The 14,663-nt window shown below is 57.0% G+C and carries 18 protein-coding genes; 3 read left to right on the top strand and 15 right to left on the bottom strand.

Going from position 1 to position 14,663, the window contains the following annotated elements; genetic code table 11:
* The 3 genes from AC1HCZ_RS07070 to AC1HCZ_RS07080 all read right to left on the bottom strand — a co-directional run.
* Nucleotides 1-2,498 (bottom strand): DNA topoisomerase (locus tag AC1HCZ_RS07070; protein ID WP_479462841.1); only part of this gene is annotated, 2,498 nt, incomplete at its 3' end.
* Between the two features lie 59 nt (nt 2,499-2,557).
* Complete coding sequence (locus AC1HCZ_RS07075) at nt 2,558-4,120, bottom strand: hypothetical protein (RefSeq protein ID WP_479462842.1); 1,563 nt, start codon at nt 4,118-4,120, stop codon at nt 2,558-2,560.
* Between the two features lie 118 nt (nt 4,121-4,238).
* Nucleotides 4,239-5,027: a heterodisulfide reductase-related iron-sulfur binding cluster gene (locus tag AC1HCZ_RS07080; protein WP_479462843.1), complete on the bottom strand. Its 789-nt coding sequence runs from the start codon at nt 5,025-5,027 to the stop codon at nt 4,239-4,241.
* A 65-nt stretch (nt 5,028-5,092) separates the two neighbouring features.
* On the opposite strand from AC1HCZ_RS07080, the gene AC1HCZ_RS07085 reads away from it, so the two are divergent.
* Nucleotides 5,093-5,767 carry a 3,4-dihydroxy-2-butanone-4-phosphate synthase gene (locus AC1HCZ_RS07085; protein ID WP_479462844.1) on the top strand — a complete coding sequence of 225 codons (675 nt, stop codon included), beginning with the start codon at nt 5,093-5,095 and terminating at the stop codon, nt 5,765-5,767.
* A gap of 13 nt (nt 5,768-5,780) precedes the next feature.
* On the opposite strand, the gene AC1HCZ_RS07090 is transcribed toward AC1HCZ_RS07085, so the two are convergent.
* From AC1HCZ_RS07090 to rpiA, 7 genes are all read right to left on the bottom strand, one after another.
* Nucleotides 5,781-6,059 carry a hypothetical protein gene (locus AC1HCZ_RS07090; protein ID WP_479462845.1) on the bottom strand — a complete coding sequence of 93 codons (279 nt, stop codon included), beginning with the start codon at nt 6,057-6,059 and terminating at the stop codon, nt 5,781-5,783.
* Between the two features lie 68 nt (nt 6,060-6,127).
* On the bottom strand, nt 6,128-6,790 hold the full coding sequence (locus AC1HCZ_RS07095) for a nucleotidyltransferase domain-containing protein (protein WP_479462846.1): 663 nt from the start codon (nt 6,788-6,790) through the stop codon (nt 6,128-6,130).
* Entirely contained in the window at nt 6,732-7,982 is a 1,251-nt protein-coding gene (locus AC1HCZ_RS07100) for an AIR synthase related protein (RefSeq protein ID WP_479462847.1), read from the bottom strand. The genes AC1HCZ_RS07095 and AC1HCZ_RS07100 overlap by 59 nt, the downstream gene beginning before the upstream one ends.
* The gene (locus AC1HCZ_RS07105; RefSeq protein WP_479462848.1) at nt 7,973-8,710 is read right to left on the bottom strand and encodes a phosphoglycerol geranylgeranyltransferase; all 738 of its coding nucleotides are present in this window, start codon (nt 8,708-8,710) and stop codon (nt 7,973-7,975) included. Before AC1HCZ_RS07105 ends, AC1HCZ_RS07100 begins: the two co-directional genes overlap by 10 nt.
* Nucleotides 8,711-8,712: 2 nt before the next feature.
* Nucleotides 8,713-8,997, bottom strand: coding sequence for an HVO_0476 family zinc finger protein (locus tag AC1HCZ_RS07110; RefSeq protein WP_479462849.1), 285 nt, complete (start codon nt 8,995-8,997; stop codon nt 8,713-8,715).
* Nucleotides 8,960-9,349, bottom strand: a complete 390-nt coding sequence (locus AC1HCZ_RS07115) for a hypothetical protein (RefSeq protein WP_479462850.1) — start codon at nt 9,347-9,349, stop codon at nt 8,960-8,962. Before AC1HCZ_RS07115 ends, AC1HCZ_RS07110 begins: the two co-directional genes overlap by 38 nt.
* Entirely contained in the window at nt 9,346-10,011 is a 666-nt protein-coding gene (gene rpiA / locus AC1HCZ_RS07120; protein WP_479462851.1) for a ribose 5-phosphate isomerase A, read from the bottom strand. The genes AC1HCZ_RS07115 and rpiA overlap by 4 nt, the downstream gene beginning before the upstream one ends.
* 48 nt (nt 10,012-10,059) lie before the next feature.
* Between rpiA and AC1HCZ_RS07125 the strand changes: the two genes are divergently transcribed.
* Nucleotides 10,060-10,218, top strand: a complete 159-nt coding sequence (locus AC1HCZ_RS07125; RefSeq protein WP_479462852.1) for a hypothetical protein — start codon at nt 10,060-10,062, stop codon at nt 10,216-10,218.
* Here the strand turns inward: AC1HCZ_RS07125 and AC1HCZ_RS07130 are convergent.
* A complete protein-coding gene (locus AC1HCZ_RS07130) occupies nt 10,215-10,457 on the bottom strand; it encodes a hypothetical protein (protein WP_479462853.1) in 243 nt (80 codons plus the stop codon). The genes AC1HCZ_RS07125 and AC1HCZ_RS07130 overlap by 4 nt on opposite strands.
* A complete protein-coding gene (locus tag AC1HCZ_RS07135) occupies nt 10,454-12,202 on the bottom strand; it encodes a heparinase II/III domain-containing protein (RefSeq protein WP_479462854.1) in 1,749 nt (582 codons plus the stop codon). The genes AC1HCZ_RS07130 and AC1HCZ_RS07135 overlap by 4 nt, the downstream gene beginning before the upstream one ends.
* A gap of 150 nt (nt 12,203-12,352) precedes the next feature.
* On the opposite strand from AC1HCZ_RS07135, the gene AC1HCZ_RS07140 reads away from it, so the two are divergent.
* Complete coding sequence (locus tag AC1HCZ_RS07140) at nt 12,353-12,637, top strand: hypothetical protein (RefSeq protein ID WP_479462855.1); 285 nt, start codon at nt 12,353-12,355, stop codon at nt 12,635-12,637.
* On the opposite strand, the gene AC1HCZ_RS07145 is transcribed toward AC1HCZ_RS07140, so the two are convergent.
* From AC1HCZ_RS07145 to AC1HCZ_RS07155, 3 genes are all read right to left on the bottom strand, one after another.
* Complete coding sequence (locus AC1HCZ_RS07145; protein WP_479462856.1) at nt 12,618-13,373, bottom strand: tryptophan synthase subunit alpha; 756 nt, start codon at nt 13,371-13,373, stop codon at nt 12,618-12,620. The genes AC1HCZ_RS07140 and AC1HCZ_RS07145 overlap by 20 nt on opposite strands.
* Nucleotides 13,374-13,482: 109 nt before the next feature.
* Nucleotides 13,483-13,668 carry a hypothetical protein gene (locus tag AC1HCZ_RS07150; RefSeq protein ID WP_479462857.1) on the bottom strand — a complete coding sequence of 62 codons (186 nt, stop codon included), beginning with the start codon at nt 13,666-13,668 and terminating at the stop codon, nt 13,483-13,485.
* A 115-nt stretch (nt 13,669-13,783) separates the two neighbouring features.
* Complete coding sequence (locus AC1HCZ_RS07155) at nt 13,784-14,422, bottom strand: CYTH domain-containing protein (protein ID WP_479462858.1); 639 nt, start codon at nt 14,420-14,422, stop codon at nt 13,784-13,786.
* Nucleotides 14,423-14,663 lie beyond the last annotated feature (241 nt).

The raw sequence follows: 14,663 nt of genomic DNA on the forward strand, positions 1-14,663 counted from the left end.
AAGAGGTCTTGGGCTATCCTCATGGTCTTTGAAGGGTCCAAGCCCAGCTTGGAGGCGTCCTCGAGCATGGTGTCGGTCGTGTAGGGGGGCAAGGGCTTTAGCTCCTCCACGGACTCCTCTACCTTGAGGACCTTGACCCTCTCGACCGAGGCCAGCTTAAACGCCTCTTCCTTGGTTTTTACAAACAGCCTTATGCTATCTCCGTTGGACAAGATAAGCTTGACCGAGTACCCGGTGGCGGCCTTCCTAGCTCTAGCCCTCTCCACCACGAACTTGAGGACCGGGCCTTGGACCCTTCCCAGCCCGTGGTTGGGGTCGCCGAAAGTCGCCTTCAACCTCTCACTCACGGCGAAGCCAACCAGCCTGTCGTCCAACCTCCTGACTATCTGAGATCTAACCACTCCCTCGTCAACTCCCGTTGGGGAAGAGAGGGCCTCCCGGAGGCCCCTCAAGGTGACCTCGTAGTACTTCACGCGCTTTATGTTGGTATTGAATGGAAATATCATAGCCATTACGTCCCAAGCTATCTTCTCCCCCTCCTCGTCCGGGTCCGTCGCCAAGTAGACCTCGTCTACCACGGCCGCCAACTTCCTCAAAACATCCACCACCTTAGTAGAGCTCTCGGCCGGGAGACCGCACTTGGGGCACTTCGGGTCCGAGGAGGCCCAAGCGAGGTTACACCTCCTACAACGGTTCACTGGGGCGTAGTAGACCCTTATGGGGTCCCCCAGCTCTACGCCGTAGGTCCCTACGTCGTCCAGAGTTATGTCGAACAAGTGGCCCTTGGTGGCCACTATGAAGGCGAAGAGCGCCTCTCCCTCGAGCTCGTGGACCGCCAAGTGCGCAGGGACCCCTCCGACTTCGATCCTCCCTCCTCCCCCCATTACCTTTGCGAAAGTCTTAGCCTTAGTTGGGGATTCAACTACAATTAGTACGTTTTTAGCCTTTACTGGCTTAGGACCCTTCGGCATAACGAGCTCCTCCTTAAATTCCACCCTATCTTTCAAGTCTTTCTCGAATGCATTCATTAAGTCTTCGTCGTCGTAGACCACCACGCTGACTCCGTGCGTCATCCCCTTAGGGGTGAGGCGGGAGGTCCTCCCGGAGGCTTGCAGATAAGTCTTGGAGTCTAATAAGTATATCTTCCCGTTCTTTATTACTATCCCATTGTCCACTACCTTCCTCTCCTTCAATAATTCCAAAACCTTTATTTTCGTTTCCTTCAAGAGAGATAGCACGTTCCCCAAGAACCCTCCGACGTCTCCGTCCTCCTCCATAGCCCTTCGGAGTAGGGCGAGCTCCACGTCACTCAATTTGGACAGGGCCTTGAACAGCTTGACGCTCTCCTCTTTCATCTCCAGCTTTTTCATGACTCTGAGGAGAGTTAGTGGGTTGTTCAAGCCTTTCTCCAAGTCGAACTTTTTGAAGGGCGGCCTCAAGAACACGGCAAACCTTATCACGTCCGGCATATCTATGCCCCTCGCTACCACGCCATACCTCGAGGAGTATGCCACGATCACGTCTAGCTCTCCCTTCTCTAACTTTTTCAAGGGCTTCAGCCTCCCGGACTTGGTTACCTCCGCCGCTACCCCCTTCTCCCTGAGGGCCTTCTCCACCTCCTCTATTGGGAAGCCCTCGTGTACGAAAACTATTCCCTTGAAACCCTTCGACACGAAGCGTCGAACGGTCTCCACGACCCCCTCGACAGGGTCTTCGTAGAACAGCTTTACGTCGTCGACGTACCTGATGGCCGGCGGGGCGCTCGCGGGGGAGAGGCCGAGCAAGGAGAGCATTAGCTTGGCCGTCAAGCTGCCTCCGCCCGCGGTGGCGGAGGCCATTATTACTTGAGGCCCTTTCTCCTCCTTCAGCTCCTCGAGCCTCGCCTTCAACTCCTCGTAGCGTTTCCCCCCGTCCCCTTCAACCAGTCCCCTCTTTATCATGTCGACCATCTCGTTCACTATGGACACGGCCTCCTCCAAACCCAAGGCAATTATGAGGGCCGTCGCGCTCTTGGGCGACTTCATCACAGAGTCCACGTCGTCGAAGACGTAAACGTCGTAACCCCGGTACGCCCTCGGGTCGCGCACCAACTTCCTCGCCGTTATTACGTCTACCTCCTCTGTCAGCCTCTCCCTCACTTGTGCCTCCAAGCTCTTGGAGGGAACTACGTAGAGCACCTTCTTCCTTTTCTTCTTTAAGAACGAGGACAGGGCGGCGAGGAAGGTGCTCTTCCCGGTGCCCGTGGGGGCCAAGAGGACCGCGTCGAAGCCGCTGAGCGCGAGCTTAGCCCAAGCCCTTTGCGGCCCCCAGAGCTCGAAGCCGTAGGTCTTCTTGAAGAACTCGGCGAACTCCTCGTACGCCTCTTCCAACTCCTCCTTCCAGGCGAGCAGCCCCCGGGGTTCGGAGCACTTAGAACAAGGGAGGCCTGCGAGGAGCCTCTTCCTTTCCACGTCGCCTCCGCAAGAGGGACAAGACCGTTGGTAGACCGCCTCTATCATTCGTAGCCCGGCGCGAGTCTAGTGCACGGCGACGTCGCTTTTGGACGAGGGGCCGAGTATTACTCTAGAATTCCTTCGGGTAGGGCGTTCTCCACCTTGTCCCGGAGCTCCTCCGCTATTACGTTAGCCTCCTTGACGATCTTTATAACGCTCTCCACGTCCCCTTCCGCGGCCCTCTGGCGCGCGAGCTCCTTGAGCTCCGAGAGCTTGGAAACCTTCTGGTAGACGTCCTCGCAGTCTCCGGTGAGGAACAAGTAAACCACCACCTCCCCCGGAGGCGGCAAGCTCACCCCGAGCTCCTCCTCTGCGTCCCACAAGTCTTTCATCTTCTTGTAAGTTTTTATTGCACACTTGACCAACTCTAGGGCCCTTTCGCAGCCCATCAGTTCGGCCAAGTGCACGGAGGTCGGCACTTGGGCCGCCAACAAGTCTGCACTGGCTATGTCGAACAACTTCTCCAACTCCTCTGAAAGCTTAACTATACAGCTAGCGTTGTTCACTATAGTGTCCAGCCACCCTTCGAACCTGTCGCAGCCCCCCTTTAGGACCTCTACCACGTCCTCCAAAGTTACTATGTTCCTAATTACCTTTCTCAAGTCAGTAATCCTCTTTTGGAGGCAAACCAAGGACTCTGCCATCTTCTCACCCAGTTGTTTCAACGCGTAGAACTCGTCGACATTCACGTCGGGAGCTAACATGCCTATGGTACGCCACAAGGCCTTCTCTAGGGCCTCGCAAACGACCCTACCCTCCTTTATGCAGTTGCTGGCCTTCACCAACTCCTCCACGACCTTGCCTGCCTTGGGCGTCGCCACGGTCTCCAGCTCCCCGTTTTCGAGCACTACAACCACCTCGATGGAAGTCGGCGAGTAGTCCAGCGAGGTCGGCGTGCCCTCGAGTTCCACCGAACCGACCTCCGAACCTAGCTGGTTCAAGAAGGCCAGCCTCTTCTCCGAACTCACAGAGACCACTATCTCGTCTCCCTTGGGGTTCCACATTACGTCCGAGACGTTCTTGTACTTCGCAAGTACTCTGAATTCGAAAGATTCGTCCTTGGTATTTATAGAATAGATATGACCGCTGGCGTCGGACGCCAACAAGAACGGGCCCCACGAGACGCCCGTTATCACGGACTGGAAGTCGGTGCTCCAGATCACCTTTCCTTTGTTCAGATTAAAAATCAGAAGCTTCCCCTCCTTGCTTCCCAAAGCGGCCAACTCGCCCTTGCCGGCCACCCTCCAGACCGAGTAGCCCACGTTGAATATCTCTATCCCTTTACCCTCCACCTTGGCCAACCACCCCTCCCCTACGGCGAGTACCTTCTTATCCTTAGTCTCCACCATGTGCTCTACTTGGGACGGGACGTCGAACGAGTACTTGGTCTCTCCCAAGTTCCTATCTAGTACAATTATTTTATCGTCCGTACCCAAATACAGCATCCCTTGGGAGGTCCAGAGCACCGAGTGCACGTGGGGCTCCGGCTTGTCCAGTACCATCTTACCCTCATGGGGCTCTACTACTTGGAAGCCCTTGGTTCCCAAAGCGGTTGCTATGTACCTAGGCCCCCAGCTCACGTCCTCCGGTGGGGTCAATAAGCGAACTTTCAGCCTCTTAACGTTCATTACTCCCGCGCTGTTATGTTTTAATAAGCTAGTTAATACGAATAACGGACCCCGCGCTCACGCCCGCCGGAGGCCGCCGGTGCGGACGGTGACGGCGGGACGGTTGCGGGGGCACAAATCAGAGCTTGTTGACGTGTTTGTCCAAGCCCAGTTCCTCTTCCGAGAGCCCCATGGAGTAGCCCACGAGCTGGTGGAGGTGCCAGACCGGCATCTCCTTCTGGGAGGTGTCGAGCTGGTACTGGCAGAAGGGGCAGAGAGTAACTATTACGTCCGCCCCGGCGCTCTCGCTGACCACCTTCCTAGCCAAGCTTGTTGCGACCTTCTTGTCGTACGTCATTAATGGGAAGCCGCAGCACGTGTCGACCCTCCTCACCACCTCGGCCCCAGTCTTCTTGACTACCTCTTCCATCATTTTAAATACGTCCTTACCTTGGTAGAAGTTGTAGAACTTCTTCGCGCCGCAGCCCGGGTAAAGCGAGACCCTCAAGTCGTACAAGGGTCTCTTGACGTGTTCCTCCTTGAACTTGTCGAGAAGTAAGTCTAGTATGTGAAGCAGCTTCACGTCTATGTCGAACTTCAAGTGCTTGCTCTCCAGCAGATCCTTAACCTCCTCCCTCAACGACTCTTCCTTATCCATCCTGCTCTTCCAGAACATAAGCTGGGCGGCACATATCCCGCACGCGGTGAAGACGCTCTTGCAACCTTGCTCTTTCGCGAGGCTCAAGTTAGAGGCCACTAGTACCGCGCTGCCCAGAGGAGAGGCGTCCTCGACGACTCCGGTGCCGCAACACACCCACCCCTCGATCTCCTTGTACTCCACGCCAAGTGCCTTTAACACGTTCCGGGTTGCTATTTCCATATCCTCACCAATACCTCTAGTGCTACAACCAGGGTAGTGACAGAGCAAGGTCTTCCCTTCACGCGACGGCAACTTTAATATTAAATTCCTTTGTTGTGTTGGCGGTCTCGTGGATGCGACGGCTGAAGGAAAGGCTTCTCTCGGGAGCGCCATTCATGCTGTTTGACTTCCCGGGGAGGGAGGAAGAAGTGGACTTGGTTTACTACGCCCCGGCCGTCACCGCGGCCAGCGTTTACAGCTTGAGGTCCTTGGCCGGGGGGCTGGTGTGCTTCGCGACCACGGAGGAAGTGGGCACGGCCCTGGGGCTGGAGAAGGCTTGGAAGTTCTTGGCAAAGCACGGATACTCCAAATTAATCAAGAAGCCCAAGTACGGCGACTACCCGGCGTTCTCGGTGTGGGTGAACCACGTGGACGTCAGAACGGGGATAAGTGACGAAGACAGGGCGCTGACCATAAGGAAGCTCGCGGAGGTCGTGGAGCTGGCCTCGAGCGACCCGGAGGAGGCGAGGAGGAAGTTCGAAGAGGAGTTCTACGCCCCCGGCCACGTTCCGGTGCTCTTGGCCTCTAAGCTGGAAGAGAGGAGGGGCCACACCGAGCTCAGCGTGAGGCTGTTAGATGCCTTGGGCCTAACCCCCGCGGTCGCATTCGCGGAGGTGCTGGACTACGGGAAGTCTGCGAGCTTGGAGAGGGCCGAACAGCTCTCGAGGTCCTTGGGGATACCCCTCATTAAGGGGGAAGACGTCCTGGCCTTCTTGGGGATGAGGAGTGACTCCAATGTTGAGCGGTGAGAGCCTTTCGCCCCTACTGACCCGCGAGGGGGGCGCTGAGCTCCCTTTCGAGTAAGACCTTGATGTCGTCCTTGTGAACCCTCATCAAGTGTAAGTAAAAGCCCCTCTTGGTGAAGCTCCCCTTGGCGCATATGGCACAGTACACCAGCCCCTTCCTCTCTTCCCTCACCATCTCAGCTACTCTCTTGGCCGCCTCCAGCTCCTCTTCGTCGAGGCCCTCCAGCATTTCTTCCTTTATCCTCATCCTGCTAGCAATTCTTATTGATATTTCCGCTAACTTGTCCAGATCCATCTGAACACCCGGTGCGTTATAGGGTACGCAAAACTTATTAGGAGCAGACCCCATTAATACCTCTCGACTTATAGAATGCCTTCCTCGACCGCCCTCCTTCTGAAGGCCTTGTTCTTCTTGGCCAGCGCGTGAAGCGCCTCCTCCGCCGGGCCCCAAAACTTGAACTCCAAGAAAACCCCCGTGCGTCCCTTCTCCTTCCTCTTCATGAGCAATCTGACCCTCTCCTTCACTGTTTCCGCACTTATGCCCAGGACTTTGGCCACGTGCTCCTCCCTCCCTATTACGGGTTCTTCCTCATGACCGTAAGGGGTTGGAATTATGAGGAGGAGCTCCTTGTTCACTCCCGGCACCCTCCTTCCCTCCTTGAGTCCCCTCAACTCCAGCTCTCCCCCAAAGGCGTAGAACTCCCTCTCCTTATTGGTCAGTTTCCCCAACGGGAAGGATACTACCACTTCCTCGGACTCGTCCAAGGCTAGGTATACCTTCGGCGTGCTGCGGGGAGTGGCCATGATTATGTACCCGTGCGACTTGCTAAACCCCAAAGCCGCCTCCACCTTGTAAGGCTCCACGGGGAAGAGTATAGCGACGTCCACGTCGCTGTCCTCGGTGACGTCCCCCCTGGCGACGGAGCCGTGGACCACCGGCGAGAAGGGGGCCAGCCTCTCCATGACCTTAATTGCTTTCTCTCTCTTCTTCCTCAGAATTTTCCAGTGGACCTCGTCGTACTCCAAGGACCTCCCCCCTCAACTCTTCTATCCTCCTCGTGAGGTAGTCTCTCAACTCCTCGAGGTCCGCCCCCCTCCCGAGCCCCTCGACGGCCCTCTTCAAGTGGGTGTAGGGCGCCTCCCTGAAGGCCGGCGCCAGCTCCTCGTCCTCCAAGAATACTCCCTTGCCGGCCTCCACTTCCCCTATCTTGACGAAAGGGAGCTTGCAACCCCTCTCCGCTATGAATACCACTGAGTCCACGCTTGTCCTCAAAGGATCTATGCCATCCTCCTCGAATGCTTTTAGAAGCTCCGGGTGGATAGCGCGGTACACGCTCTTCGAGAGAACTACCTTGACGCCGACTTTGTTTGATATCTCAAATGCGTCTAACATTATGCCGCCGTTCGTCCAGTCGAAGGCTCCCTTGACGCAGTTCTCTTTCATAGCTATCTTAATTTCATTAACGAAGTCTACGTTTAGGGTTAACTTTACGAGCTCTGGCCTTCCGTGGGTCAATGCGTAAGCAGTTACGGTGCCGCCGCCCTTGCCTACCGTGGCGTACAGCTCGTCCCCCGGAGAGGCGTTGAAGCGCGACCAGTCCCTAACCCTCTTCCCCACCGCGAAGGCGCCGCCGGTGACCCTACTCCCTATCACCGCGTCACCCCCTATCCTCAAGGTGCTTCCCCCCACGAGGGGCGCGCCCGTGAGCTCGCCGGCCACGTAAGCTCCGGCCGTGACGTCCAACAAGTACGCTACGTCCGTGTCGTCGGCTAGGTGTACGTCTATTAAGCTCGCCAGCGGCGCGCCCCCGGAGACCATGACGTCCCTAACCGCCGCCCTCACGGCATGAAAACCCATCAGCAAGGGTACAGAGCTCAAGCGCGAGTGGAAGCCGTCGACCGCCAAGAGGAGGTCGCCCGCCCTAGCGGCGTCCCCGCTGCCCGAGAGGGAGGTTAAGGCCTCGTGGACTGTCCAGTCCCCCAACCCCCTACTGCCCACCCCTCCCTCCCCGACCCTCAAGCCCAGAGGCGAGGGGGCGTAGGGGCCGGAGTTGGAGAGGATCCCCACCACGTCCTCGTAAAGGCCCTCGGCGAACTCCAGAGCCCGTTCTAAGCTCATCCCCTTCCTAACAGTTAGGAAGGGAAGGACCAGGCTGATTATTTGATCCTTGTCCATTCCCTTCTCAAGTAAGAACTTGACGGCGTCCTCTAGGTCCAACCCGCCACCCTTCGGGCTATCCTCTCGGCAGCGCTTAGGTCCCTTTCCACTACCGTGCCCACCACTACTCCGTCTGCCCCCGCGCGGAGGGCCTCGTTCGCCGCCTCCTCGTCTTTTATCCCGCCACCAACTATCAAGACGACGTCCTCTCCTAAGAGTTTCTTGGCGAGCCTCACCGCCTCGGGGGGAACGCCCCTCTCTGCCCCGCTCCCAGCCTCTAGGTATACTAACTTAAAGCCCAAGTACTTCGCCGTGAGGACGTACATGCTCAAGAGCTCGGGCTTGTGAGGGGGTATGACCTTTGCCTCCCCCACCCAGCCCGCCGTCTTGCCTTCCCCAACTATTATGTAAGCCGTCGGGATGGCCTCCAAGCCGTACCTATACACTAGCAAGGAGCCTTCTAATTGATAATCTATCAAGTACTTCCGGTTGGTGCTGTTGAGCAGGCTCATGAAGAGTATGGCATCGGCCGAGGGGGCCACTTGGCAAGGGCTCCCGGGGAACAGCGTGACGGGCCTGTCGCAGTTCCTCTTGACGAGCGCGACCGTCTTCTCGGCCTCTATCTGCCCGACCCCGGTACTTCCGCCCACCAAGAAGGTGGTAGCGTAACGGCACAATGCCTTAACCGCCCTCTCATAGTACTCCTCTTGGGACAGCACCTTGTCCGGGTCTAACAACGGGAGGAGCGCCCTCCCCCTTCTCTTCATCAGCTCGTCGTAAGCCCCCATCTTTACTCCTCTTCCTCGCCGCCCTCGGGGACCTTTATCTCGCCTGCGTAGAACTTGTCTATGAAGCGACCGTATATGACGGCCCTATCAATTATGGGACTCTCCACGGGCTCCTCGTGGACCAACCCGCACTCGGCGCACCTTATTATGGCCTTCATTTCCTTCGTCTTTTTATTTTGAATTATATCTATTATCAGCGCGTGTGCCCCACAGTTAGGGCACTGGAAAACGGTGGGCAGCGTCGGCCTCCTAACTATTATCTTCCTCCTCCTTCTCCTCCTCCCCACTTAGCTCACCCTCGTGCGTCGCCAAGAGAAGGTTTAAAGTTGCGCTCCTCTCGTGTGCCAACAAAGAGATTAAGAGCATGTCAAAGTCCTCGTTCTCAAGGACCAAGATTGTGCGTTCGGTGGACCTCTTCTCCGCGCACACGTGCTTACAAGGTTCCAACTTCCCCACGTCTAAGTTCCTCAAGAAGGAGGGACAAGTACAGAAGTCGTCGGCGACCAAGTAGTCCCCGGACTCCCCCCGGTAGACCATTATCTCCGGGAGGCTCTCGTTGACCACCTTTATTACCGGTATCCCCACCTTGGTCTTCTCCTTAGGGCAGAGGGACTTGAGGGCCGAGGCCCTCGGCCTCAAGGCAGTTCCCCCTTCTCGCCCACCAAGACCTTGTCTATCAGCTCCGGGCCGAACAGCCCGGTGGCCGCCACGCCGGGGAGGGCCTCCACTTTTTCTATGACCCTAATTGAGCTCTTGCAATCCATATCAATCACCAAATTGCCGTTATCGGTGACCACGGGCCCCAGCTTCCCTCCGGCCTCCCTGAGCTTCCAGCCCACGCCTAAGAGCTCCAGCCCTTTGGCAACCGCCGGGAGGGAACTGGGCACCACCTCGGCGGGCACGGGAACCCCTCGGGAGCACGGGGAGTTGGACACTTTTCCCTCGTCAACTATGTAAACCCGGAACCGGGACACGTAGGCAAGGACCTTCTCCCTCAGCATCGCTGCCCCGCCGCCTTTCACGGCGTACAGCGAGCCGTCGACCTCGAAGACCTCGTCCGCACCGTCCACGCTGAGCTCCACCTCGTCGACGCTCAACAAGTCCAAGACCTTGAATCCACGTCTTTTGAGTTCCAAGGCAGTATCGTAGCTGGTGGGGACGGTCAGCCCGGAAAAGCCGAGCTCCTTGAGGTACTTTATGAACAGCTTGACGGTGGTCCCGGAGCCGACCCCGAGGACCTCCGGGGCCTCGGAGGCTACCAGCTCCGCCGCCCTCTTGGCGACCGCCTCTTTCCCGCTCAAGCTCTCGCCTAAATTACTCTCCCCCACCCCGCTTTTCGGGGAACGCGTTTGACGAGCTGGTACTTGAGGTGCGAGAACTGCGGACAGATGTGGCTTTTCTTGGGTAGCTACGATTTGGAAAACATTGGGAAGGGGAGGATCTACCACTACTGTAGGGTGTGCAGGAAGAATACCTTCCACACTGTGGTGAAGAAGATAGAAGTTTAGCGGTCCTTGGACTTGACCAAGTGTATTGCCTTCACCAACGCCTTCAGCTCGTCGACGACTTCTTTAGAGTAGTACTCGGCGCTCCGGCCGGCCTTCAAGGCCTTTCCGTAGTAATCCATGAGCTTGTAAGCCACATAGAGCAAGTACAAGTACGTTAGAACTCCCAGGGCGAGGAAGAAGGCTTTGCCGAACACGAGTGCGAGGAGCAGCAGGGCTGCTAGCGCGACCAAGGACTTCAAAACACCACCTCCGTCACCGCCTCTCCTGGCCCTACGTCGTAAACCCTGATCAAGTATCCTTTTTTAATAATTCCGTACGAGGGCGAGTAGAATGCCTCCTTCACGTCGTACGCCCCGGGCACCTTTATCGAGGCGTTGGGGAGCTTGAGGGCGTCGCCCTCAGGCTCGGGTTCCGCTGGCAACATTAAGCTCATATTTCCCTTGAACTCGGTTATGTCCTTGATTACTACTCTATCCTTCTTAACGTATACCTCCCTCCTCCACCCTGGGAATACCTCAACCTTCATGAAATCGTAGAAGTTACAAGTACAGTTACACGACGCGTCAAAAGTGTTGGGGAAGACGCAGCACCCCCTCAATACGTTGTGAAAGTAACTAGACCTCATCAAGTTTCTGACTTCCTTCATTCCAGTATAAGTGAAGGTGCCTGGGTCCAAGACTACCCAGCCGCGCCTCCAGACCGCGAAGCTCCCCTTGTCGTCGTGGTGGTGACCGGGAGGGGCGCCCTTGAGGGTAGGGGCGCAAGCCAAAGTAACGAGCAGCTCCCCGTCGTTGTAGGAGTGAAGCCAGGGCCTCTCGGAGCTCCGGGGAAGCCTCTCCTCTGGGTAGGGTTCCTCCAACGAGTTCAAGACTCTTAAAGCCTCCTCTTTGGCGAAGCCCTCCAACTTGGGAAAGGAGCTTAAGAGGCCTAGCTTCCTCGCTAGCGTTAGGGCTGTGATGGTGGAAGCGTAGTTAAACTCCAAGCTCTCTAATACTAACGCCCTGTCGCTCCCGTTGTCCCCGATCAAGGGGAAAGACGAGTCCGGCAATGTTATGCTGGCCAACAGCTCAGAGGCCTCCGAGAGGAGCGCCTTCACCTTCGGCCAGACTCTCTCGAAGTACCCCCGGTCCAGCTCCCTCGCCGCGTAAAGGAGGGCCAGCGCCCCTTCGAGGACCAACAAGTGGTAGGCGGTGGAGCCCTCGTAATCCCACCCCTGCAGCTGTTTCTTCAACTCGTACGTCATACTATCCATTACCTCCCAAGCAACCTTAGCGAAGGGCCTCCACGCCCTCCCCAATGCTAAAGAAGAGACCGTGAGGCCGTAAAGGTCACACATCGTGTGGTTGCTCGTATATACCCCGACTTCCATGTTGACTAAGATGTAGAATAGCGAAGCGAGGAGCTGCTCTGTCACCTCGACGGAATATTTGTTGTTTCCGAACGAATATACCAAGTTGAGGGCTCTCAACCCCGCCTCCATAGCGTTGGCCCACCCGGGGCCGAAGTAGGGCTTGACCATCTCGAAGAACTCTCTTGGAGGGGAGGCTCCCAAGACGGCTCCTCTAGCGAAGTGGTAAGCCCTGGTGAAGAACCATGGATACTTGATATCGGCCCCATTTGTAGGGGCCACCGGGACGGTCAAGTAGTGGGACCGGGGAGAGAAGGAGAAGCAAGAGCGAACGTCGAAGAGCTCCGCCCACCCCTCGTAACACGGGTATCCGAGGTCGGGAGAGCAACGACAGCCCCTAACCCACCGGCCGGCCGCCCTCCAGTGGCCCTCTTTGAGGAGCTCGGCCTCCTCCTCGCGCCCGCCGGCGGGTCTCAGCAGCTTGAAGTTCAGCCTCTTGGACACGAGCAAGGCAGCCTCCCGCACGTCTGGGAGGGTCACTTGCTCCCACTCGCCGGGTTTCTTCAATAAGAGCAAGAGGTAGTTCGGGAGCTCGGCGGGCCGCACCCTTCCCAGCACCTCTACGGGCAAGCGCAACGGAGTTCCGACCCAGAGCGAGGGAAGGGCCGGAGGAATTTTGAGGGCGATGAGGAGGAGCTCCGCGGATCGGAGGAGTGAAGAAGCCGACCTCGCCCGAGCCCGCAAGCTTTTTGGAAGGTCCTTTGAAGGTCCCTCGGCTGGACCGGGATGGGCGTGACCACGATGACCATGGTGGCAATAATTACACTTATACTAATCACCGGTATAGCGTTCCTCTTGTCCCCTAGGAGGGTACTGCAAACCGCCGGCGCTGGGACGCTGGCCGGGGGAGTGGGCGGGCTCATATCTTGGGGAGTCTGCTTGCTCGTGGAGCCCCCGAGCGCGCCCTACTGTGCGATAGCCGGAGGGGTGGCCAGCGCCGTCACGTCCGAGATCATCTTAAGCTTGAGCTCCTACAGCGCAGTTGGGCCGTTCATCGCTTGGGGGCGTTGAGGAGGGTCAAGTACTTTTCCACAGTCCTTTTGAAACTCTCCAAGCCTTCGCCAAATGCCTTCACAAGCGCGCTCCCAACAACCACCCCGTCCGCCCCCGACTCAACCGCCTGAGGGACTTCGTCCTCCTTCAGGCAGAAACCTACGATTACGTACTTGTCGGTCAAAGACTTTATCCTCCTCAGCAAGTTAGGTATGCCCACGGGTAGGGGAATCCCGGTAGCCGGCCTGACGCCCAAGTACAGCACTGGGCGGCTGAGCTCCGCGGCCCTCCTTATCACGTGGTCCGGGGTCGTAGGAGAGACGAAGAATACCGCGCTCTTGTCGTGCTCTTCAGCCTTCGTAGCTATCTCCTCTAAGCGGTCCGCGTAATCTATAACGGCGTCAGCGAAGAGCACCCCCCCTCCGCACGTTTTCTCCAAGAACTCCTCGTAACTTTCCTTGACGTCGTCATAATATGTCATTACTATTATTTTCTCCTCGGGAAGGACCTCACACGCCCTTTGGAGCTCCTCCTCGAAGTTCTCGAGCCCCAAGCCCCTGGCGGACACTGCCTTGTAACTCCTCCTTATGGTGGGTCCGTCGTATTTGGCGAACTTAGGGGGTATGCCTATCTCAACTAGTTCTGCTCTGTCCCTCAAGTACTCCAAGGCTTTGAGGAAGGTCTGTTCGTCCGGGTAGTTTAATGTCAGATATGCCACCAACCACGGCCTCCTCGAGGGGTCGACCTTTAGCAACGCTCTTCACCCCCGACTCCCCGGGGGGTCGGACTATCGGCGTTTCCTCACCCCTCGACTCCTGCCGGAGTCCCCCACCGACGGGGGCCTCAGTCGGTGAAGGGCCGCTCTAGGGCTTGACATAGATTATTACTTCTTCCCCCGTAGCGGGGTCCATTCTGCGTACGTAGCCGCTATAGGGGCCTGTTCTGGACCACTCCACCAGTTCGGTAAACCTCTTTAAAGGAGGGTGCTGCGGAGGCGTGGCGACCTTTTCCTCGTCGAAGACGTCTACCTTCCTGGTGATGTACACCAAAGGGTATATCCCCGTCTGTTTCCGAATCGTCGGATTAAAGCCCTTGTTTCCGTTCAACGGCTGCCCGCTCGGAGGTCCCGCGTCCAAGCCTCGGCAGTTTAGGGCGCGCAACCAGCTAGTTAATGGGCGAATCGTTTGGCGTCGTCCGAGAGCGTTCGGAACGCACAGCTCGTTCGGCCTCTGCGAGCGGGCGACGGAGGAGCTCACGCCGGCCCTCCCCCAGCGCCTTAGCCAGCTCCCGCGTGGTGGTCGCTACGGGGCTGTCCAAGCCTAACTCTCTTATTATCGTTTTCATTTCTGATATAGCCTCGTCCAAGTCTTCCCCGTTTACTTCCACTTCTACGACCCATTTGCCGAAGATCCTCTCCAGCGCGACCGTGTACCTATCGTTGCTGAGCAGGTAGCCCTCTTCTTTTTCTATTACGAATTTGCGCTCGAAGCCCATCTCCTCCAGAAGTTTTTCGCACTCCTCCTTGGAACCCTCGTACAGTTTCACTTTACCCTCCTTGAACTTGCTCCTCTTAACTTTCAAGCCGTCCCTTTCGATTATCTCTATCGAATCGAAGAGCACCTCACAACGCGCTCCCCAGTCCCTTATCCTCAACGCCTTGTTCTCCTCCCAACCGTTAGGAGGTTCGTAAAAGTAATCAGTAAACTTATATTTCTTTAGCACCTTGAAGTTTGCCGCCAGAAGCTTTTCTAGGAACCCCTCCTCGACGAGGAACCTCGCCTCGACCTCGAACGGTTTCACCATTACCCGACAACCTCCGTCTTCGACGGGAAGGCGCAGCTGAGTTTTGGTTTCTTCCGTAACTTTCCCACAAGTCTCCCGGCGCCTGACCCCTCCCTTTCTATACTCTCCCACGCCGGCAACTGCCGTTGTATTCGCAATCGCGTTCTCAGCTTTCTATTCTTGTGAATTCGTCGAAACCCATTTTGCTGTTTGACAATGGTAGGCGTGCATATATCTTTCTATCCTCTCTTGAGACTCCACT

Source organism: Ignicoccus sp. (assembly GCF_056435145.1).

Bases quoted from the DNA above. Each gene is read 5' to 3' on its own strand.
- AC1HCZ_RS07085 (WP_479462844.1), top strand. From the start codon at position 5,093: ATGCGACGGCTGAAGGAAAGGCTTCTCTCGGGAGCGCCATTCATGCTG.
- AC1HCZ_RS07090 (WP_479462845.1), bottom strand. From the start codon at position 6,059: ATGGATCTGGACAAGTTAGCGGAAATATCAATAAGAATTGCTAGCAGG.
- AC1HCZ_RS07140 (WP_479462855.1), top strand. From the start codon at position 12,353: ATGGGCGTGACCACGATGACCATGGTGGCAATAATTACACTTATACTA.
- AC1HCZ_RS07075 (WP_479462842.1), bottom strand. From the start codon at position 4,120: ATGAACGTTAAGAGGCTGAAAGTTCGCTTATTGACCCCACCGGAGGAC.
- AC1HCZ_RS07105 (WP_479462848.1), bottom strand. From the start codon at position 8,710: ATGGGGGCTTACGACGAGCTGATGAAGAGAAGGGGGAGGGCGCTCCTC.
- AC1HCZ_RS07155 (WP_479462858.1), bottom strand. From the start codon at position 14,422: ATGGTGAAACCGTTCGAGGTCGAGGCGAGGTTCCTCGTCGAGGAGGGG.